The organism is Rhodococcus ruber, from assembly GCF_016804345.1.
Lineage (GTDB): Bacteria > Actinomycetota > Actinomycetes > Mycobacteriales > Mycobacteriaceae > Rhodococcus > Rhodococcus ruber.
The window spans coordinates 3,120,276-3,143,579 of sequence record NZ_CP044211.1 but is presented as its reverse complement, the minus strand read 5'-3'; the positions used below and the strand labels follow the sequence as shown (position 1 = coordinate 3,143,579).

Annotated in this window: 2 protein-coding genes; one reads left to right on the top strand and one right to left on the bottom strand. The window is 73.4% G+C overall.

Translation table 11 applies throughout. The features are described 5' to 3' along the window. Positions 1 to 733: 733 nt before the first annotated feature. Positions 734 to 1,087, top strand: a complete 354-nt coding sequence (locus tag F1734_RS14490) for a VOC family protein (protein WP_048773801.1) — start codon at positions 734 to 736, stop codon at positions 1,085 to 1,087. 149 nt (positions 1,088 to 1,236) lie between these two features. Here the strand turns inward: F1734_RS14490 and F1734_RS14485 are convergent, their stop codons facing one another. After that, entirely contained in the window at positions 1,237 to 23,241 is a 22,005-nt protein-coding gene (locus F1734_RS14485; RefSeq protein ID WP_238423950.1) for a non-ribosomal peptide synthetase, read from the bottom strand. Positions 23,242 to 23,304: the final 63 nt, after the last annotated feature.

Below are 23,304 nucleotides of genomic sequence, written 5' to 3'. Positions count from 1 at the left end.
GCGCGCCCGGTTCGAGCACATCCACCGGTTCGAGCGCCTGCATCGGTTCGAGCACCCGGGGTCCACCTTCCCGCGGGGAGGCTTCCGGCACACTACTTGACATAATGTGAATTATCGGCAATTTCGGATGTGGGGTTGACCAGCCGTTTGTCCGCGCGGCCCGCTCGGGTGTCGAAGCTTCCGGCGACCCGTGTCCGCACTGCGGGCGCTCGGCTTCCGCAACCGCGGCGCTCGCGCCGCCCGGCGTTCCTGCCGGCGTTCGCCACCGGATCGTGCGGGTGCGGGCATCCGACGGGACCGGACGCCGGCTGCCTTCCACGGATCTCCACGCGGCCTCGCTCACGTTCCGGCGTTACCCGCCTCGCCCCTCCACGGCCCCGGCCCAGACGGGACCTAATTCGTCACGGTGACGATTACCGGGTCGGGCCCGTGTCCGACCGCTCGTGCTCCAGCGTGCCGAAGTTCGACCCGCGGTGGTCCGGTGACCCGTCCGCGACCGTGGGCTGCACGCTTCGGAATCGCCCGACCGGGTCGGCGTCGCGCGGGCCGGTCGACCGGGTCCGCAATGCGGGCTCCATCCTCTCCCCTCGCCCGGGGGTTCTCCCGGGACTAATTCGTCACAGTGACGTAAATCAGTCGGGTATGTCGACCGGTGTTCGACGGGACGATCGACCCTCGATGTCACGGTGTCGATCACGTTAGGCTTTCCGGACATTCGCCGAAGGAGGCATCCGTGAGCAGCCATGAAGTGAAGATGATCGTGCTGTCGACCGACGATCTCGACGAGTCCATCAGGTTCTACAACGAGACCCTGGGCATGGCGTTGAAGTTCCGGGACGGCGCCCATTTCGCTGCCCTCGACGGAGGCGGGGTCACCCTCGCGCTCGCGACCGCAGTCGATCATCCGATCCACGGCCAGGTGGTCGTCGGCATCAAGACCGCCGACGTCGATGCCGCCGCGAAGGCCATCGAAGAAGCCGGCGGCGGCATCGTGCAGGGCCCGTACGACGACGCGCACGAGCGCCGCGCCGTGGTCTACGACAACAAGGGCAACGGGTTGGTCTTCTACAGCCCGCTGAGACGGTGATCGGGCGCCTCGGACGGTGACCGGGCACTGATCTCGGGGCACCGCCGCGACACGTCCGTCGATCGCCGGGGTCCCCTCCTTCGCTGCGGGACCTCACCCCGTCCGTGACCGTCCGCGGGGATACGGAAGATGCTGTCCCGACGGCGATTTCAGTTCCGTGGGCCCGCGCCGGTGACCGCCGGGTCCGCCAGTCGCGCCGACAGGACCTGCACGATCGCCTCGACCGCGTGCGGGGACACCATCTCGTGGTGATCGCAGTCGATCCGGTACTGGTGGATCTCCCCCGACACCACGTTGTGCCAGGCCGCGACCGCCGCGACCGGAGCGGCGGACCGGACGGCGGTGAAGAACAGCACGTCCCCGTCGAAGGTGGCGGGCGCGTGCCGGCGGGCGGCCCGCAACGCGGCGGCCGAGCCCCGGTGGATCCGCTCGAGGTGCGCGGCGGTCAGACCGGTGTCGCCGCCCAGCGCCGCATCGAGCAGCTCCGACGCCTGCTCGTAGGTCGGTTCCTGTTCGGCGTCGAACGGCACACCCAGATCGCGGAGCATGTCGCGGATCCCGACCGAGCCGGCGCCCCGGACGCTGAGGTGACTGTCGAGCAGGGCGAGGGTGTCCACCCGCTCCCCTCCCCGGCGCAGTTCCACGGCGACGGCGTGGGCGACGACGCCGCCGAGCGACCAGCCGAGCAGGTGATAGGGGCCGTGCGGCTGGATACGGCGGATCTCCTCGACGTACCGCCGGGCCAGCGCGGTGACCGACTCCGGGGCGGGACCACCACTGAGAGTGGGCAACTGGAGCCCGTAGACGGGGCGGTCGCCGCCGATGCGCTGGGCGAGCGGCGCGTAGGCCCACGACAACCCGGCGGCCGGGTGGATGCAGAACAGCGGTGCGCCGGTGCCGTCGCGCAGGGGGACGAGCACCTGCAGGGCCTCGTCGATGCCGGTGCGTTCCTGCGGGCCACCGAGGTGGGCGGCGAGGCCGGCGGGGGTCGGATGCGTGAAGATCGAGTGCAGCGGGACGGGCCGCCCGAGGCGCTCACCGAGTGCCGGCAGCATCCGGGTGGCGAGCAGCGAGGTGCCGCCGAGGTCGAAGAAGTTGTCGTCGACCGAGACCCGGTCCAGGCCGAGATAGTCGACGAATACCCCCACCACGGTGTGTTCGAGTTCCGTGGCCGGGGCGCGGTAGGTGCCGCCGAGCGCGGCGAAGTCCGGCTCCGGGAGGGCCCGCCGGTCCAGTTTGCCGGCCGGCGTGAGCGGGATCCTGTCGAGCACGACCACGGCGGTCGGCACCATGTGGCCCGGAAGCTGTTGCGCTGCAAATGCTTTTATGTCGGCGGGATCGGGGGCGCGGCCGGGGGCCGGCAGGACGTACGAGGCGAGGACGGTCTCCCCGGACGGGGCGGTGCGGCCGACGGTGTGTGCGAACACCACGTCCCGGTGCCCGGTGAGCGCGGCGTCGATCTCGGCGAGTTCGATGCGGAACCCGCGGACCTTGACCTGGAAATCGGAGCGACCGACGTATTCGAGGCTGTGGTCCTTGGTCCAGCGCACCACGTCGCCGGTGCGGTACAGCCGCTCCCCCGGCGCCCCGAACGGGTCGGCGACGAACCGCGCGGCGGTCAGGTCGGGGCGGGCGTGGTAGCCCCGCGCGAGGCCCGGTCCCGCGACGTACAACTCACCGGCGACCCCGACGGGCACCGGTCGCAGCCGGGCGTCGAGGACGACGGCGTGGAAGGCGCGGGTGGGCCGGCCGATGGTGACGGGTTCCCCCGGCGCCAAAGGATCGCTGATGGAGGTCATGATGGTCGCCTCGGTGGGGCCGTAGGCGTCGACCAGGCGGCGGCCTGGGGCCCACCGGGCGACGAGTTCGGGAGGGCAGGCCTCACCGGCGACGAGGAGAACCCCCACGCTGTCGACGGTGTCCGGGTCGAGGGAGGCCAGCGCGGTCGGGGTGATGAACGCGTGCGTGACCTGTTCGGCGTGCAGGACCTCGGCGAGTTCGTCGCCGCCGTACACGGCCGGGGGCACGATCACGAGGGTGGCACCGGCCGAGAGGGCCATCATCTGTTCGAACACCGAGGCGTCGAAGCTCGGCGAGGCCAGGTGCGAGACGCGGCTGCCGGGCCGGACGTCGAGGTGCAGGTGTTCCTCGACGGCGAGGTCGGACAGGCCGCGGTGGGTGAGCACGACGCCCTTGGGGCGGCCGGTCGACCCGGAGGTGTAGATCAGGTAGGCGGGATGGTCGGGTTCGAGGGTCGCGGTGCGCTCGGCGTCGGTCGGGGGCTCGGGTGCGTACGGCGCGAGTTCGGCGACGGTGGTGGCGGAGTCCAGCGCGAACCACGGCACGGTGGCGGGCAGCCCGTCGCGATGGGCGGTGACGGTGAGGCCGAGGGCGGCACCGCTGTCGGTGAGCATGTACTCGATGCGTTCACGCGGGTAGCTCGGGTCGACGGGCACGAACGCGGCGCCGGTCTTGGTCACGGCCCACAGGGCGGTCACGGAGTCGAGGCTGCGGGGCAGACCGAGGGCGACGACCGTCTCGGGGCCGACACCGTAGTCGACGAGCATCCGGGCGAGGCGGCTCGAGTGGGCGTCGAGTTCGCGGTAGGTGGCGCGGCGGGGCCCGTCGACGACGGCGAGGGCGTCCGGGTCGACGGCGACGGCGTCGGCGAGGATCTGCGGCCACACCCGGGTGCCGAGGGTGTGCGGGCCGTGGGCGGGGACCAGGGCACGACGCTCCTCGTCGGTGACGAGGTCGATGTCGCCGACGGGGGTGTCGGGGGCGGCGGTGACGGCGTCGAGCAGGCGGACGAACCGGTCCGCGAAGGCGGTGACGGTGTCGGCGTCGAACAGGTCGGTGGCGTAGACGAGGGCGGCGTCGAAGCCGGCGGGGGCGCCGGTGTCGTCGTGGTTCTCGCCGAGGAGCAGTTCGAGGTCGAAGTTGGCGACCGTCGGGTCGAGCGGCACGCCACTGACGGTCAGGTGCGGCAGTTCGAGGCGGGGACGTGCGGTGTTCTGGAATTCGAGCGAGACCTGGAACAGCGGCGCGTGGGCCGTGGAACGGGCCGGGTCGACGGCTTCGACGACCTGTTCGAAGGGGACGTCGGCGTGGGCGAAGGCGTCGAGGTCGGTGGTGGTGACGGCGGTGAGCAGATCGGCGTAGGTGCGCTGTCCGGGAACGTGGGTGCGCAGCACCAGGGTGTTGACGAACATGCCGACCAGATCGTCGAGGGCACGATGCCCCCGGCCGGCGATGGGAGTGCCCACCGCGATGTCGTCGCTGCCCGACAACCGCGCCAGCAGCACCGCCAGCACCGCGTGCACGGCCATGAACACGGTCGTGCCGCGGGCGGCGGCGAGGCGGGTGAGGCGTTCGTGCAGGGCGGCGTCGATCGGGAAGCGGACGACGTCGCCGCGGAAGGACTGCTGTGCGGGCCGCGGCCGGTCGGTGGGCAGGGCGAGGACTTCGGGCAGGCCGGCCAGGGCGGTGCGCCAGTAGTCGAGCTGGGTGGCGGCGAGGGAGCCGGGGACGGCGGCGTCGCCGAGGCGGCCGACCTGCCAGAGGGTGTAGTCGGCGTACTGCACGTCCAGTGGCGCCCAGGCGGGGGCGTCGCCGCGGGTGCGTGAGCGGTAGGCGGTCATCAGGTCGCGGGCGAGGGGCCCGGTGGAGAAGCCGTCCCCGGCGATGTGGTGGACAACGAGGACGGCGAGGTGCTCGTCGCGGCCGAGCGCATACACCCGCGCCCGCAGCGGCACGTCGACGGTGACGTCGAATCCGGTGGCGGCGAACTCCGCGGCGGCAGCGAGGACGGTGTCCTCGGTGGCGGGCACGACGTCGACGGTGAGACCGACGTCGTCGGCGTCGAGGATCCGCTGCACGGGCCCGTCGGGGCCGGCCGGGTAGACGGTGCGCAGGCTCTCGTGCCGGGCCAGGACGTCGCGGACGGCGGTGTCGAGCGCGGCGACGGACAGATGACCGGTCAGCCGGATCGCGAGCGGAATGTTGTAGGCCGGGGAGCTGGTGTCGAACTGGTTGACGAACCACATCCGTTGCTGGGCCGGGGACAGGGGGATGCGGTCCGGGCGGGGGCGGCGGACCGGTCCGGCACCGGTGGCCGGTTCGGTGCCCGGGGTCGCGGCGAGCCGGGCCGCGAGGGCGCGGACGGTCGGGGCTTCGAACAGGGCCCGTACCCCGAGGTCGACGCCGAGGGCGGCGCCGAGACGCGACGCGGCGCGGGTCGCGACGAGGGAGTTGCCGCCGATGTCGAAGAAGTTGTCGGTCACCGAGACCCGGTCGAGGCCGAGGACGTCGGCGAACACCCCGGCGACGGCGGTTTCGAGTTCGTCGGCCGGTGGGATGTAGTCCCCGCTGCCGCCGGACAGGTCCGGTGCGGGCAGGGCGCGGCGGTCGAGTTTGCCGACCGGGGTGAGCGGGATCTCGTCGAGGACGACGACCGCGGCGGGCACCATGTGCGCGGGCAGCCGGTCGCCGACGTGCGCGCGCAGGATGTCGGTGCCGATTTCGTGGCCAGGGGTGGGCAGCACGTAGGCGACGAGCACCGTCTCCCCGGAGGGCGCGGTGTGGCCGAGGGTCGCGGCGAACGCGACGTCAGGGTGGCTGCACAACGCGGCGTCGATCTCGCCGAGTTCGATGCGGAACCCGCGGACCTTGACCTGGAAGTCGGAGCGGCCCACGTATTCCAGTTCGAGGGCGTCGGTCCAGCGCACCACGTCGCCGGTGCGGTACAGCCGCTCCCCCGGCGTCCCGAACGGGTCGGCGACGAACCGGGCGGCGGTCAGGTCGGGGCGGGCGTGGTAGCCGCGGGCCAGGCCGAGGCCGCCGAGGTACAGCTCGCCGGCGACGCCGGCGGGCACGGGGCGCAGGGCGGCGTCGAGGACGACGGCGCGGACACCGCGCAGCGGTCCCCCGAGGGTGAGGGGGCCGGCGGCGGTCATCGGGGCGCTGATCGCGGCCATGATCGTGGTCTCGGTGGGGCCGTAGGCGTTGACCAGGCGCCGGCCGGGTGCCCAGGTGTCGCGTAGTTCGGCCGGCCAGGCCTCACCGCCGACGGCGAGGTCGGCGAAGGCGTCGAGGTCGGCGGCGGGCAGGGAGGCGAGGGCGGCGGGGGTGATGAAGCCGTGGGTGACGCTGTGCTCGCGCAGGACGCGGGCGAGTTCCTCACCGCCGTACACGGTGGGCGGTACGACCGCGAGGGCGGCGCCGGAACCGAACGCGAGCAGGTACTCGAAGATCGAGGCGTCGAAGCTCGGGGAGGAGAAGTGCATGACGGTGGCGTCGGGTCCGGCCCCGAACCGCTCCCGCTGGTCGAGGGCGAAGTTCTCGAGGCTGCGGTGGGTGGTCACCACACCCTTCGGGCGGCCGGTGGAACCGGAGGTGTAGATGAGGTAGGCGGGGTGGTCCAGCCGCAGGGGGCCGCGGCGGTCGGCGTCGCCGAGGGGCCCGGCGGGGGTGTCGGCGAGCCGGGCGGCGAAGTCGTCGGTGTCGACGGTGAGCCAGCGGACGGTGCCGGGCAGGGTGTCGTGGTGTGCGGCGGTGGTGAGCCCGAGGGCGGCGCCGCTGTCGGCGAGCATGAAGGCGATGCGGTCGGTGGGATAGTTCGGGTCGACGGGCACGAACGCGGCACCGGTCTTGGTCACGGCCCACATCGCGGCCACCGAATGCAGCGACCGCGAGATGCCCAGGGCCACGAAGGTTTCCGGGCCCACGCCGAGGTCGGTCAGGACGCGTGCGGCGCGGGTGGACCAGTCGTCGAGGCGGCGGTAGGTCCACCGGGTGGCGCCGTCGACGATCGCGACGGCGTCCGGGTGCGCGGCGGCGGTCGCGCCGAACAGCTCCGGCAGGGTGTGGGTGGTGCCGCCGACGGGACCACGGACCGGGGCCAGGGCGGCGCGTTCGTCGCCGACGAGCACGTCGACGGCCGCGGCCGGGGCGTGCAGATCGCCGGCGAGGGCGGTCAGGACCTTCTCGATGCGGTGGGCGATGGTCTCGACGGTCGCACGGTCGAAGACTTCGGGCAGGTACTTCAGCCGCAGGTGCAGGGTGGCGGTGTCCCCGCTGCCGGCCGGGTGGGCGACGATGCTCAGCGGGTAGTGCGTGGCGTCGTGGCCGCTGATCCCGGCCACCCGCATCCCGGCGATGTCGGTGTCCTCGGTCAGACCGGCCCGGTCCACCGGGTAGGACTCGAACACGGTGAGGGTGTCGAAGCCGGCGGCGGCGCCGACCCGGCGTTCGATGGTGCTCAGTCCGATGTGGTGGTGGTCGAGCAGGGCCGCCTGCTCGGCCTGTACTCGGTCGAGCAGGGCGCCGAGGGTCTCGGCGGGGCGCACGGTGACCCGGACCGGGACGGTGTTGATGAACAGCCCCACCATCGACTCGATTCCGGTGACCTGCGGGGGCCGGCCGGAGACGGTGGCGCCGAAGACGACGTCGTCGCGGCCGGTGAGCGCACCGAGCACGAGCGCCCACGCGGTCTGCACCACGGTGTTGACGGTCACGCCGCGGTCGGCGGCGACGGCGTCGAGGCGCGCGGCGAGCCCACCCGGAAGGTCCAGGTCGAGATCTTGCGAGACCGCGGCGGTGCGACCGGGCCGGTGGGTGGGGGCGAGCAGGGTGGGTTCGTCGAGGCCGGCGAGGGCGTGGGCCCAGGCGTCCGCGGCGACGTCGGTGTCCTGCCCGGCCAGCCACCGCAGGTAGTCGCCGTAGCTGCGCGGGCGGCCGAGGGCCGCGGTGTCGCCGTCGGTGGCGTAGAGCAGCAGCAGATCCTTGACCAGCAGCGGAGTGGACCAGCCGTCGAGCAGGATGTGGTGGTTGGTCAGGGCCAGTCGGTACCGGTCGGCGGCGACCCGCACGAGGGTGGCGCGCAGCAGCGGGGCGACGGCGGTGTCGAAGCGGGTGCGGCGGTCCTCGTCGAGCAGGCGCGCCGCCTGGCGGTCCGGGTCGTCGAGGCCGGTCAGGTCGAGCACCGTCCAGGGCAGGTCGACGCGGGCGGGCACGACCTGCACGAAGCCGCCGGAGCCGTCGTCGGCGAACGCGGCCCGCAGGTTGGGGTGGCGGTCGAGCAGCAGTTGCGCGGCGCGGCGCAGCCGGTCCGGGTCCACGGTGCCCTGCAGGTCGAGGACGAGTTGGACGACGTAGGCGTCGGCGGACTGCTCGGCGAGCAGGGCGTGGAACAGCAACCCGGCCTGCAGCGGGGCGACGGGCCACACGGTGGCCAGGCCGCCGGCGTGCCCGGCCGCGCGGTAGTGGCGTTCGAGGCGGTCGAGGGCGGGCTGGTCGAGGGCGACGAGGGGCACGTCGGACGGGGTCAGGCCCCCGGCGTGCGGGCGGTGGACGTGTCGGGCGAGGGCGGCGGCGGCGGCCGCCCACCGCTCGGTGAGGGCGGCGACGTCGGCGTCGGTGAGCAGGTGCTGCGGGTAGGACCAGGTGGCGCGCAGCACGGGCCCGTCGGTGGTGGGCACGGTGACGGCGTTGATGTCGACGACCGCGGCGGCCGGCATGTCCGGGCTCTGCGCGCCGCCCCGGTCGAAGGCGTCGACCGGGAGCCACGGGGTGTCCGCGTCGGTGACGCCCGGGGTGAGCCGACCCAGGTAGTTGAAGCTGATCTGCGGGGCGGGGCGGGTGCGCAACCGGGCGGCGGTGTCGGCGTTGAGGTAGCGCAGCAGGCCGAACCCGATGCCGTGGTCGGGGACGGCGGCGAGTTGTTCCTTGACGGCCTTGACGGCGGCGCCGGCAGCGTCGCCGCCGTCGAGCGCATCCGGCAGGTCGACATCGCTCAGGTCGAACCGGACCGGATGAATGGTGGTGAACCACCCGACGGTGTGGGAGAGGTCCGCGCCGGGGGCGACGGCGGTTTCGCGGCCGTGGCCCTCGAGCGCGATCAGGACGTGGTCGGTGACGGTGCCGCGGTCGCGGCGCCAGGCGGTGACCGCCAGTGCCAGGGCGGTGAGCAGGCCGTCGTTGACGGTGCCGTGGAACGCGCCGGGCACCGTGGTCAGCAGCGCTGCGGTGACGTCGGCGGGCAGGTCGGTGGCCAGGGTGCGGACCGTGGCGTTGGTGTCGACGACCGGGTCGAGCGGACGGTCCCCGAGCAGCGGGTCGTCCCCGTCGAGGATCGCGGTCCAGCGGTCGAGTTCGGCGACACGGTCGGCGCGGTGCGCGGCGTCGACGAGGGCGTGCGCCCAGCGTCGCACGGAGGTGCCGGCGGGGGTGTCCTCGATCGCGGTGCCGTGACGGGCGGCGGCCCACGCGGTCGCGAGGTCGGGGACGAGGATGCGCCAGGACACCCCGTCGACGGCGAGGTGGTGCACGACCAGCAGCAGGCGCCCGGCGCCGGCGGCGGCGTCGAACCACACCGCCTGCAGCAGGATTCCGGCGGCGGTGTCGAGGCGGTCGGCGGCGGCGTCGAGTTCGGCGGCGGCGAGGGCGAAGAAGTCGTCGGTGTCGGCGGCGGTGGTGACGGGGACGCGGTGGATGAGCGGGTCGGCGGTGACCGCGCCGGGGCCGCGGACCTGCAGGCCGACGCCGGCGGGGTCGTCGACGTCGGGGACGAGGCGGGCGCGGAGGATGTCGTGCCGGTCCAGCACCGCCTGCAGCGTGGCCGTCAGGGTGGCACGGTCCAACCCGGCGGGCAGCCGCAACAGCGCGGCCTGCGAGTAGCGGTCGATGCTACCGCCGCGTTCGAGCATCCACCGCACGATCGGGGTCAGGGGGACGGCGCCGACGCCGCGGCCGGGCAGCTCCGCGAGGACGGCGGGGCCGTCGCCGAGGGTGGCGACGGCGGCGAGGGAGGCGGGGGTCTTGCGTTCGAACACGTCCCGGGGGCTCAGCTCGATGCCGTCGGCGCGGGCGCGTGAGACCAGCTGGATGGACATGATGCTGTCCCCGCCGAGCGCGAAGAACGAGTCGTCCACGCCGACCGTGTCGAGGCCGAGGACCTGCGCGAACAGCTCGACGAGCTGCCTTTCGAGGTGGCCGGCGGGGGCGCGGGTCGTGGTGGCCAGCGCGCCGAAGTCGGGGTCGGGCAGTGCCCTGCGGTCGAGTTTGCCGGTGGCCGTGACCGGCAGGGTGTCGAGGACGACGAGGGTGGCCGGGACCATGTAGGCGGCGAGACCGACGGCGACCTGCTCGAGCGTGGCGGCCACGTCGACGGTCGCGCCGGTCTCCGGAACCACGTATCCGACGAGGCGGTCGGCGGCCCGCTCGTCGCGGTGGAGCACGACGACGGCGCGGGCGACGCCCGGGCAGCGCAGCAACGCCGCCTCCACCTCCCCCAGCTCGATGCGGAAACCGTGCAGCTGCACCTGGAAGTCGCTGCGGCCGAGGTATTCGAGCCGGCCGTCGCGGCGGCGGCGGGCGAGGTCGCCGGTGCGGTACATGCGCGCGCCCGGGCCGGCGAACGGGTCGGCGACGAAGCGCGCGGCGGTCAGGTCGGGGCGGCCGAGGTAGCCGCGGGCGGCCTGGTCCCCGGAGACGTACATCTCGCCGATCACGCCCGTCGGCACCGGGTGCAGGCGCCGGTCGAGGACGTGCACCGTCAGGCCGGGGATGGCGTCGCCGATGACGCTGGCCGAGGCGGTCGCGGCGAACTGCCGGTCCAGCGGCTGCAGGGTCACGTGCACGGTGGTTTCGGTGATGCCGTACATGTTCACCAGCGCCGGGGCGGTGTCCGGGTGGCGGCGATACCAGCGTTCGAGCTGGGCGAGGTCGAGGGCCTCGCCGCCGAAGACGACGTAGCGCAGCGACAGGGTGTGGTCGCCGGCGGCGCGGTCGGCCTCGATCAGCTGGTAGAACGCGGTCGGTGTCTGGTTGAGCACGGTGACGTGCTCGCGGCGCAGCAGGTCGAGGAATGCCTCCGGGGAGCGGGCGGTGTGGTGGTCGACGACGACGAGGCGGCCACCGTAGGCGAGGGCGCCCCACAGTTCCCACACCGAGAAGTCGAAGGCGTAGGAGTGGAACATGGTCCACACGTCGTGCTCGTCGAACCCGAACCGGCCCTGGGTTTCGGCGAGGAGGGTGACGACGTTGCGGTGCGGGACGACGACGCCCTTGGGGCGGCCGGTCGAGCCGGAGGTGTAGATGACGTAGGCGGCGTGGTCGGGGTGCAGCGCTCCGAGCCGGTCGGCGTCGGTGAGCGGGCCGTCGGGTAGGTCGGCGAGCCGGGCGGCGGTGTCGGGGGTGTCGAGCAGCAGCACCGGGGTGTCCCCGGCGGGCAGGGCGGCGGTGTCGGCGGTGGTGCTGACGATGCACACCGGCCGGGCGTCGTCGAAGAGGAACGCGAGCCGCTCCGGCGGGTAGGACACGTCGACGGGCAGGTATCCGGCGCCGGTCTCGAGGACGGCGAGCAGGGTGACGATCAGGTCGGTGGAGCGGGGCACGGCGACGGCGACGAGCCGGTCGGGTCCGGCGCCGTGGGCGATCAGGTCCCGGGCCAGGCGGCGGGCCCGCGCGGCGAGGTCGCGGTAGGTCAGCGCCGGGGTGGCCGGGTCGGTGGGGGCGGTGATCGCGACCGTGTCGGGTCCGGCGGCGACGGACCGCGCGAAGACGGCGGTGAGGGTCTCGGCGTGCCGGACGGGGCGGGGCGCGGGCGCGGGTCGTTCGGCCGGGTCGAGCAGGTCGAGGTCGCCGACGGGCCGGGCCGGGTCGGTGGTGACGGCGGTGAGCAGCCGCACGAACCGCTCGGCGAAGGTGGTGACGGTGGCGGCGTCGAACAGGTCGGTGGCGAAGGTGAAGGCGCCGGTCATGCCGGCGGGGTCGGGACCGGCGGGCGGGTTCTCCCCCATCGTCAGCTGCAGGTCGAACTTGGCGACGGGGGCGTCGGCGTCGAGGGCGTCGACGGTCAGGTCCGGCAGCTGCAGGTGGGCGCGTTCGTTGTTCTGGAATTCGAGGACCACCTGGACGAGCGGGGCATGGTCGGTGGCGCGGGTGGGGGCGAGAGCGTCGACGAGCTTCTCGAAGGGCAGGTCTGCGTGGCCGAAGGCGGCGAGATCGACCTCGCGGGTGCGTTCGAGGTGGTCGGTGAACGGCAGGGCCGGGGTGACCGGGGTACGCAGCACCAGGGTGTTGACGAACATGCCGACCAGATCGTCGAGGGCACGATGCCCCCGGCCGGCGATGGGAGTGCCCACCGCGATGTCGTCGCTGCCCGACAGTCGCGCCAGCAGCACCGCCAGCACCGCGTGCACGGCCATGAACACGGTCGTGCCGTGGGCGGCGGCGAGGTCGGTGAGGCGGCGGTGCAGGTCGGGTTCGACGTCGAAGCGGACGGTGGCGCCGCGGAACGACTGGTGCGGCGGGCGGGGCCGGTCGGTGGGCAGCGGCAGGATCTCCGGCAGGTCGGCCAGGGCGGTGCGCCAGTAGTCGAGCTGCCGGGCGGTCAGCGAGTCCGGGTCGGCCGGGTCGCCGAGGACCTCCCGCTGCCACAGCGCGTAGTCGGCGTACTGCACCGGCAGCGGGGTCCACGCCGGGTCCTGTCCCCGGGTGCGGGCGGCGTAGGCGGTCATCAGGTCCCGCGCCAGCGGCGCCATCGACGCCCCGTCCGCCGCGATGTGATGCACCACGAACACCAGCACATGCTCCCCGTCGCCGAGCACGAACAACCGCACCCGCACCGGCACCTGCGCCGCCACATCGAACCCCGCGGTCACCTCCGCCGCCACCCGCTGCGCCAGTCCATCGGCGGACACCGGGACCGGATCGAGGTCGGGGGTGGCCTGGACGGGGTCGGTGACCAGCTGCGCCGGTCCGGTGTTCTCGCTCGGGTACCAGGTGCGCAGGGTTTCGTGACGGGCGATCAGGTCGTGCACGGCGGCGGTGAGCGCTGCCCGGTCGAGGCGGCCGGTCAGCCGGATCGCCAGGGGGATGTTGTAGGCGGCCGAGGTGGTGTCGAACTGGTTGACGAACCACATCCGCTGCTGCGCCGGGGACAGCGGGATCCTATCCGGGCGCGGGCCTGCGGTGAGGGGGACGCGGGGGCCGCCGGCGTGGTCGTCGAGGATGCGGGCGGCCAGGGTCCGCACCGTGGGGGCCTCGAACAATGCCCGCACGCCGGCGTCGGTGCCGAGGGCGGCGTTGATGCGGGCGACCACCCGGGTGGCGATCAGCGAGTTCCCGCCGAGGTCGAAGAAGCTGTCGTCGACGGAGACCTTCTCGTGGCCGAGGGCCTCGGCGACGATCTCGGCGATGACGGTCTCGGTCTCGGTGGCCGGGGCGCGGTATTCGCCGGTGGCCGACAGGTCGGGTACCGGCAGGGCGCGGCGGTCGAGCTTGCCGACGGGGGTGAGCGGGATCTCGTCGAGGACGACGACCGCGGCGGGCACCATGTGCGCCGGCAGTTGCGCGGCGACGTGGGCGCGCAGCGCGGCGGTGTCGACGTGGTGGCCGGTCTCCGGCAGCACGTAGGCGACGAGGGCGGTGTCGCCGGACGGGGTGGTGTGCCCGATCGTCACCGCGAACGCGACATCGTCGTGGGCGGTCAGGACGGTGTCGATCTCGCCGAGTTCGATGCGGAACCCACGGACCTTGACCTGGAAATCGGAACGCCCGAGGTACTCGACGGTGCCGTCGGTGCGCCAGCGCACCACGTCGCCGGTGCGGTACATCCGCTCCCCCGGCGCCCCGAACGGGTCGGCGACGAACCGGGCGGCGGTCAGGTCGGGGCGACGATGGTAGCCGCGGGCGAGGCCGGCGCCGGCGATGTAGAGCTCACCGGCGACCCCGGTGGGGACAGGCCGCAGTCGTTCGTCGAGGACGACCTCGTGGAAACCGATCGCGGGGCCGCCGACGGTGACGGTGGTGTCCGGACGCATGTCGGGGCTGACGCTGGTTTCGATGGTGGCCTCGGACGGGCCGTAGCCGTTGTACATGTGCCGGCCCGGCGCCCACCGGTCGACCAGTTCCGGTGGGCAGGCCTCCCCGGCGACGACGAGCACGCGCAGCTCGTCGAGCCCGGTGGGGTCGAGGGAGGCGAGGGTGGTGGGGGTGACGAAGGCGTGGGTGATGTGTTCCTCGCGCAGGATGCGGGCGAGTTCCTCGCCGCCGTAGACGGTGGGCGGCACGATGACGAGAGTGGCGCCGGCGCAGAACGCCTTGGTCAGCTCGAACAGGGACGCGTCGAAGCTCGGCGAGGCCAGATGCGACACGCGGGCCCGGTGGGTGATCGAGAAGTGTTCGCGCACTTCGGCATTGAGGTTCGTCAGGCCGCGGTGGGTGACGACGACGCCCTTGGGTCGACCGGTCGAGCCGGAGGTGTAGATCAGGTAGGCCGGATGGTCGTACCGCAGCGGGGCCCGACGGTCGTCGTCGGTGACCGGGGCGGGCGAGACGTCGTCGAGTCCGCGGCGCAGGCCGGGGTCGTCGAGCAGCAGCCACGGCACCGAGTCGGCGGGCCACACGTCACGGTGGGCGGTGGTGGTCAGTCCGAGGACGGCCCGGCAGTCGTCGAGCATGTAGGCGATCCGCTCGGGCGGGTAGCCGGGATCGACGGGGACGAACGCCGCCCCGGACTTGGTCACCGCCCACACCGCCGCCACCGACTCGATCGATCGGGAAATCCCCAGCGCGACGAAGGATTCGGGTCCGACGCCGCGCTCGACGAGGACCCGGGCCAGCCGGTTGGACCAGGCGTCGAGCTCACCGTAGGTGACGGTGCGGCCTTCGAACGACAGCGCGACCGCCTCCGGCACGATCGCCGCCACCGACGACAGCAGTTCGGGCCACAGCTGGGGGGAGACCGCGGGCCGGCCCCGCGCCGGGGCGAGGGTGGCGAATTCGCGGGGGGTGACGATCTCCACGTCCCCCACCGTCACGGCCGCATCCGCGGTGACGGCGTCGAGGATCCGCACGAACCGGTCCGCGAACGAGGCGATTGTGGCCGCGTCGAACAGGTCGGTGGCGTACGTGAACGCCGCCTGCACGCCGGATCCGGCGGGCCGTTCGGCGATCGACAGCTGCAGGTCGAACGGGGACAGGCCGGGATCGAGGTCGAGCACGCGGGCCGTCGCCCCGGGCAGGGCGATGTCGGGGCGCTCGATGTCCTGGAATTCGAGCAGCACCTGGAACAGCGGCGGGTAGGACGTCGACCGGGGCGGGTCGAGGGCCTCGACGAGCCGCTCGAACGGGACGTCGGCCTGGCCGAAGGCCGCCAGGTCCGCCGAGCGGACGCGCCGCAGCAGCGAATCGAACCGTTCGCGTTCGTCGACCGGGGCCCGCAGCACGACGGTGTTGACGAACATGCCGACGAGATCGTCGAGGGCGCGGTCGCCGCGGCCGGCGACGGGGGTGCCGATCACGATGTCGTCGCTGGTGGACAGCCGGGCCAGCAGCACCGTGAGCGCCGCATGCACGACCATGAACAGCGACGCGTCGTGCGCGCGGGCCAACGCGAGCATCCCGCGATGGGTGTCGGTGCCGATCTCGAAGGCCACGCGGGCACCGCGGCCGGACTGCTGCACCGGGCGCGGCCGATCCCACGGCAGCTCGAGCAGTTCCGGTGCCCCGGCCAGGGTGTCGTGCCAGAACGCGAGCTGCCTTGCGGCGAGGGAGGCGGGCTCGGACTCGTCGCCCAGCACGGTGTGCTGCCACAGCGTGTAGTCGGCGTACTGCACCGGCAGCGGCGACCAGGTGGGGGCGTGCCCCTCGGCGCGGGCGGCGTACGCGGTCATCAGATCCCGCCCCAGCGGTCCCATCGAGAATCCGTCGGCGGCGATGTGGTGCACGACCAGGACCAGCACGTGGTCGGTGTCGGTGACGGTGAGCAGCCGGATCCGCACCGGCACCTCGGTGGCGACGTCGAAGCCGGTGCCGACGATCCGGTCGATGTGCGCGGGCACCGTGTCCTCGGTCTCGACGGGGGTGACGGTGAAGTCGGGCTGCCACACCGCGACGGGCAGCACGACCTGTACCGGGCCGTCGTCGGTGAGCGGGTAGCGCGTGCGCAGTGTCTCGTGCCGGGCGGCGACGTCGGCGGCGGCGGCCCGCAGCGCGGCGTGGTCCAGCGTCCCGGCCAGGCGCAACGCGACGGCGATGTTGTAGGCCGGGGACGTCGTGTCGAACTGGTTGATGAACCACATGCGCTGCTGCGCCGGGGACAGCGGGACCACCGGCGGCCGGGTCGCGGCGGCGAGCGGGGGCCGGGCGGCGGCGTCACGGTCACGTAGCCGCTCGGCCAGGGCCGCGACGGTGGGTGCGTCGAACAGGTCCCGCACGCCCACCTCGGCGCCGGTCGCGGCGGCGATCCGCGCGGCCATCCGCATGGCCAGCAACGAGTTTCCGCCCAGTTCCAGGAAGTTGTCGTGCACACCGACCCTCGGTACCGCGAGCAGATCGGCGAAGATCTCGGCCAGCACCTGTTCGACCGGGGTCCGCGGCGCGACGTGTTCCGCCGCCCGGTCGGCGGCGAGATCCGGGGCGGGCAGGGCCTTGCGGTCGAGCTTGCCGTTCGGGTTCAGCGGGAGCCGGTCGAGGACGACGACGTGGGTGGGCACCATGTAGCCGGGCAGCCGGGCGGCGGCCGCCTCGAGCAGGGCCGCGGTGTCGACGGTGCGGTCGGACTCGGGTACCACGTACGCCACGAGCACCCCGTCGGAACCGTCGGCGGCGCCGGTGGGCCGGTGCACCACGACGGCGGTCTGCGCGACGACCGGGTCGGCGAGCAACGCGTGCTCGATCTCGCCGAGTTCGATTCGCAGCCCCCGGAGCTTGACCTGGAAGTCGGAACGGCCGAGGTAGACCAGGTTGCCGTCGCGGCGCCAGGACACGAGGTCGCCGGTGCGGTACATGCGGGTGCCGGGTGGACCGAAGGGGTCGGCGACGAACCGGTCGGCGGTCAGGTCGCCGCGCCCGACGTAGCCGCGGGCGAGCTGGATGCCGGACAGGTACAGCTCGCCGACGGCACCGACGGGGACGGGGTGCAGCCGCGCGTCGAGGACGTGGACGCGGGTGTTCCACACCGGTGCACCGATCGGCACGACGTCGGCGTCGTCGTCGGTGCACGCCCACGAGGTGACGTCGACGGCGGCCTCGGTGGGCCCGTACAGGTTGTGCAGCGCGGCGGCGGGGAACGCCGCGTGGGCGGCGGTGACCGTGGCCGGTGGCAGCGCCTCGCCGCTGCAGAACAGCAGCCGCAGCGACGGGCAGCGGCCCGCGTCGGTGGCCGCGACGAACACCGCGAGCATGGACGGCACGAAATGCGCCACGGTGACGTGCTGCTGCTCGACGACGGTGGTCAGGTAGGCGGGGTCGCGGTGCCCGTCGGGTGCGGCGACGACGAGCCGAGCCCCGGTGTGCAACGGCCAGAAGAACTCCCACACCGACACGTCGAACGTGAACGGGGTCTTCTGCAGGACGGTGTCCTCGGCGGTGAGCGGGTAGGCGTGCTGCATCCACCGCAGCCGGTTGACGATCGCGGCGTGCGGGACCGCGACCCCCTTGGGGCGGCCGGTGGAGCCGGAGGTGTAGAGCACGTAGGCGAGGTGGTCCCCCGTCAGCGGGGCGGTGCGCTCCTGCGGGGTGAGGGCGGCGGCGGACTCGCCGCTCGGCTCCAGCCGGTCCAGCTCGAGGACCGGGACGGAGGTGGGCAGCGGTGTCCGGTCGGCGGTGGTGGTGAGCACGCACACCGGGCGGGCGTTGTCCAGGACGTACTCGAGCCGGTCGGCGGGATGGTCGGGGTCGAGCGGCAGGTACGCGCCGCCGGCCTTGATCACCGCGTACATCCCGACGAGCAGCTCGACCGAGCGGCGCATCGCGAGACCGACGAGACGGTCCGGACCGACCCCGGCGGCGATCAGGTGCCGGGCGAGCCGGTTGGTGCGGGCGTCGAAGTCGGCGTACGTCACGGTCTCGTCGCCGAACACGACGGCGTCGGCGTCGGGCGTGCGGGCGGCCTGTCGGGCGAACAGGTCGGCGAGGGTGTGCGCGGTGCGGGGCGCGTCGGTGGCGTTCCAGCGCCGCAGGATCAGCTCCCGTTCTCCCCCCTCGAGCAGGTCGAGGTCGCCGACGGGGACGTGCGGGGCGGCGGTCACGGCGGTGAGCAGCCTCACGAACCGCTCGGTGAGGGCGGTGACGGTGCCGGGGTCGAACAGGTCGGTCGCATACGACAGGGCGCCGGTGAGGGCGGCGCCGTCGTGGCCGGGGACCTCGGTCAGGGTCAGGTGCAGATCGAATTTGGTGGTGCCGGTGTCGATTTCGGAGACGTCGACGGTCAGGTCGGGTAGCTGCAGGCGGGCCGACTCGGTGTTCTGGAATGCCAGCATCACCTGGAACAGCGGCGCGTACGCCTCGGACCGGTGGCCGGGGACGGCATCGACCAGGGCGTCGAACGGCAGGTCGGTGTGGGCGAGGGCGTCGAGGTCCCGGTCCCGCACGCGGGTCAGGTGTTCGGCGAAGGTGTGCTGCGCGTCGACGGGGGTGCGCAGCACCACGGTGTTGACGAACATGCCGACCAGATCGTCGAGGGCACGGTCGCCGCGACCGGAGACGGGGGTGCCCACGGTGACGTCGTCGCTGCCCGACAGCCGGGACAGCAGCACCGCCAGGGCGGCGTGCACGGTGATGAAGGGGGTGGCGCCGTGGGTGCGGGCCAGTTCGCCGACGGCCCGGTACAGCTCGGCACCGACGTCGAAGCGGACGGTGGCGCCGCGGAACGACTGGTGCGGCGGGCGGGGCCGGTCGGTGGGCAGCGCCAGCACTTCCGGTGCCCCGGACAGGGTCTCGCGCCAGTAGTCGAGTTGGGCGGCGGCGAGCGAGTCCGGGTCGGCCGGGTCGCCGAGGACCTCCCGCTGCCACAGCGCGTAGTCGGCGTACTGCACCTCGAGGGGCGTCCAGGCGGGCGCGGAGCCGTCGGTGCGGGCGGCGTAGGCAGTCATCAGGTCCCGCGCCAGCGGCGCCATCGACGCCCCGTCCGCCGCGATGTGATGCACCACGAACACCAGCACATGCTCCCCGTCGCCGAGCACGAACAACCGCACCCGCACCGGCACCTGCGCCGCCACATCGAACCCCGCGGTCACCTCCGCCGCCACCCGCTGCGCCAGCCCACCGGCGGTGACGGTCGTCGCGGTGAGATCGACGGGCACCTGCTCGACCGGGCGGATCCGCTGGACGGGTCCGTCGGCGGTGGCCGGGAACTCGGTGCGCAGGGCCTCGTGGCGGGCGAGCACATCGGTGACGGCGGCGGTGAGGGCGTCGCGGTCGAGTCGGCCGCGCAGCCGGATCGCCATCGGGATGTTGTAGGCCGGGGAGGTGGTGTCGAGCTGGTTGACGAACCACATCCGCTGCTGCGCTGCGGAGACCGGGAGCACGTCCGGGCGGGGCCCGGCCACCAGCGGCGCCCGGGTGCCCGCGCCGGCGCCGGCGGTCAGGGCGGCCAGGGTCCGCACCGTGGGGGCCTCGAACAATGCCCGCACGCCGGCGTCGGTGCCGAGGGCGGCGTTGACGCGGGCGACCACCCGGGTGGCGATCAGCGAGTTCCCGCCGAGATCGAAGAAGCTGTCGTCGACACCGACGCGGTCGACGCCGAGGAGTTCGGCGAACACCTGCGCCACCGTCCGTTCGGCGTCGGAGGACGGCGCGACGTAGGTGCTGCCGTCGGGCGCGAGCACGGGCACCGGCAGCGCACGCCGGTCGAGCTTGCCGACGGGAGTGAGGGGGATCTCGTCGAGAACGACCATCGCCGTGGGCACCATGTGCGCCGGCAGGCTCCGCGACAGGTGCGCGAGGAGGGCGCCGGGTTCGGCGGTGTGCCCGGCCGGCGGCAGCACGTAGGACACCAGGACGGTGTCGCCGGACGGGGCGGTGTGCCCGATCGTCACCGCGAACGCGACATCGTCGTGGGCGGTCAGGACGGTGTCGATCTCGCCGAGCTCGATGCGGAACCCACGGACCTTGACCTGGAAATCGGAACGCCCGAGGTACTCGAGGTCGCCGTCGGTGCGCCAGCGCACCACGTCGCCGGTGCGGTACATCCGCTCCCCCGGCGCCCCGAACGGGTCGGCGACGAACCGTTCGGCGCTGAGCCCGGGCCGGCCGCGGTAGCCGCGGGTGATGCCCGGTCCGGCGATGTAGAGATCGCCGGCGACCCCGACCGGCACCGGCCGCAGTCGGGAGTCCAGGACGACCTCGTGGGTGCCGCGCACGGGGGTGCCGATCGGGATCGCCGGTGCCGGCGTCAGCGGGCCGCAGATGTTGACGACGATGGTGGCCTCGGTCGGGCCGTACGCGTTGAACATCCGTCGGCCCGGGGCCCAGCGGGCGACGAGTTCGGGCGGGCACGCGTCCCCGGCGACGGTGACCGACTCGGCGGCGACGCCCTCCGGGTCGACCGAGGCCAGCGCCGCGGGGGTGGAGAAGGCATGGGTGATGCGTTGCTCGCGGAAGAAGCGGGCGAGTTCCTCGCCGCCGTAGATCGTCGGGGGCACCACGACGAGGGTGGCGCCGATCGCGAAGGCGGTCATGTACTCGTACACCGAGGCGTCGAAGCTCGGCGACGAGAAGTGCGAGACCCGCGAGTGCAAGGTGGGGCCGTGCCGGCCGTGCAGTTCGGCGCACAGGTTCGCCAGACCGCGATGCGGGACCACCACGCCCTTGGGTCGACCGGTGGACCCGGAGGTGTAGATCAGGTAGGCGGGATGGTCGAAGTGCAGCGCGCCGCGCCGGTCGAGGTCCGACAACGGGCCGTCGGGGACCGAGTCCAGCGCCGTGACGAACTCCGCGTCGTCGAGCACCAGCCACGGCACGTCGTCCGGCAGGCCGTCGCGGTGGGCGGTGGTGGTCAGCCCGAGCACCGCCCCGGAGTCGGCGAGCATGTACTCGATCCGCTCGGCCGGGTACGTCGGGTCGACCGGCATGTAGGCGGCACCGGACTTGGCCACCGCCCAGATCGCGGCCACCGATTCGAGGGATCGGGCGATGCCGAGGGCGACGAACGTCTCCGGCCCGGCGCCGGCGTCGATCAGGACCCGGGCGACCCGATCGGACCAGGCGTCGAGCTGCCCGTACGTCATCGTGCGGCCCTCGAACTCGAGCGCACTCGCCTCCGGGACGTGCGAAGCCACCGCGGTGAGGATCTCGGGCCACAGCTGCGGGGACACGCCGGGCAGTCCGCGGACCGGGCTCAGCTGCGCCGCTTCGTCCGGGAAGACGATGTCGACGCTGCCGACCGGGGCGGTGGGGTCGGCGGCGACGGTGCCCAGAACCCGCAGCAAACGTTCGAAGAACGATCGTGCGGTGGCGGGGTCGTAGAGGTCGGTGGCGTACGTACCCCGCAGGTGGGTGCCGTCGGGGCCGGTCGCGGTGTGCAGCGCGAGTTCGGCGTGCGCGAGGCCGTCGTCGGCGGCGGTGCCGCCGGGGTCGAGAAGCACCGGCAGGGCCGGCACGTGCTGTGCGTCGAAGCACCGGGCGAGCCGGTCGGCCGGGACGTCGGCGTGGGCGGTGGCGGCGGCGTGGATCGCCGCGACCCGACCGAGCAGCTCGGCGAACGGCTCGTTCTCGTCGAGCCGCACCCGCAGCGGCAGCGCCCCGGCCGGGGTGGACAGTCCGACGAGGGTGTCGGCGCCGGCGGTGAGCCGGGCGACGAGGACCGCGGCGGCGGCGTGCAGCACCTCGGTGGCGGTGACGCCGTGGCGCCGGGCGAGGTCGCCCACCCGGTCCCCCAGCTCGGCGGGGACGGGTAGGTCGAGGCGGGCGGCGACGGGGGTGCTGCGCGGACCGGTGCGGCGACGGTCGGCGGGCAGCTCGAGGTGTTCGGGCGCCCCGGCCAGGGCGGCCCGCCAGAACCGCTCGAGGTCGGCGTCGCGGCGCAGGCGCTCGGCGACGGCGGCGGTCGCGGGGTGGATGCGCGCGACCGGCGTGTCCGGTTCGGCCCGCAGGAACTCGCCGAACAGCTCGACAAAGCGAGCGTGGTGCTCGCGCAGCTCGTCCGGCTCGTACTGGTGGGGATTGCCGCGGAAATCCACGAACGTCCGGGCGGGGGTGCCGCTCTGATAGATGTTGACCAGCAGGTCCTCGACCGGACCCGAGGTCATGATGTGGAACTCGCCGCGGATGGGGCCGAGCGCGATCTCCTGGCGGAAGAGCATCACGTTGATCATCGGTCCGCCGTAGCTGCGGGCCCGGCCGGTGGTGCCGGTCTCGCGGCGGATGTCCTCGAGGCTGAACCGCTGGTGCCGCAGCGCACCGGTCAGTTCCAGCTGGGCGCGGTGCACCAGGTCGCCGCGGGTGTCGGTGTCCTCGAGGCGGATGTGCAGCGGCGCGGTGTTGACGAGCATGCCGCCGGAGCGCTTGGCCGCCACGGTGGTCCGCGCGAACACCGGCAGGTTGAGCATCACGTCGGCGCGGCCGGTGATCCGGGAGAGGTAGCACGCGAACGCCGCGACCACCGTCGCGGCCGCCGACGATCCGCTCGTGGCGTCGGCGTCGGTCAGCCGGGCGACCAGGTCGTCGGGCAGGGTGACGCTGTCGAGGGTGCTGCGCGCGGCGGTCGGGGCCGTCCGCCGCGCCAGGGTCGATCCGTCCTCGAGCCCGGCGACCCGCCCGATCCAGTAGTCGCGGTCGCTCGTGTACCGGCTCGAACCGCGGTAGTCGAGGTCGGATCGGTAGAGGGAGTGCAGGTCGGCGGCGGTGGGCGGCTCGGGGGCCCGGTCCTCGTGGGCCGCCGAGTACAGGGCGGCGATCCGGTTGACCATCGTCATGGCGCCGAAACCGTCGAGGGCGACGTGGTGGATCCGGCTGTACCACAGGTGCCGTCGCTCGCCGAGCCGCAGGATCGTCATGTTCACCAGCGGGTCGCGGGCCAGATCGACCGGGGTGGCGTAGTCGGTGTTCATCCACTGCTGCGCCGCGGCCATCGGGTCCGGGGCCCCGGAGAAGTCGAGCAGCGGGACGTCGCTGCGGTCGAGGTCCGGATCGACGTACTGGTAGGGCTCGCCGTCGACCTCGACGACGCGCAGGTACGGCGACTGGAACTCGCGCGCGGCCTCGTGCGCGACGGCGCGCAGCAGATCCAGGTCGAGGTCTCCGGGCAGGTCGACGTACTGGGCGATGCAGACGGGGACCTCGGGTGCCAGCTGTTGCGCGACCCAGATCGAACGCTGGGCGGAGGACAACGGGAAGGCCCCGGGCGGAATGTACGGCCGCTCTTGCAACGAACTCCCCTTCACGAAAGTGATTCCAGTGCTGTCCTGGCACCCCCCGGCACCGTGCAGGAA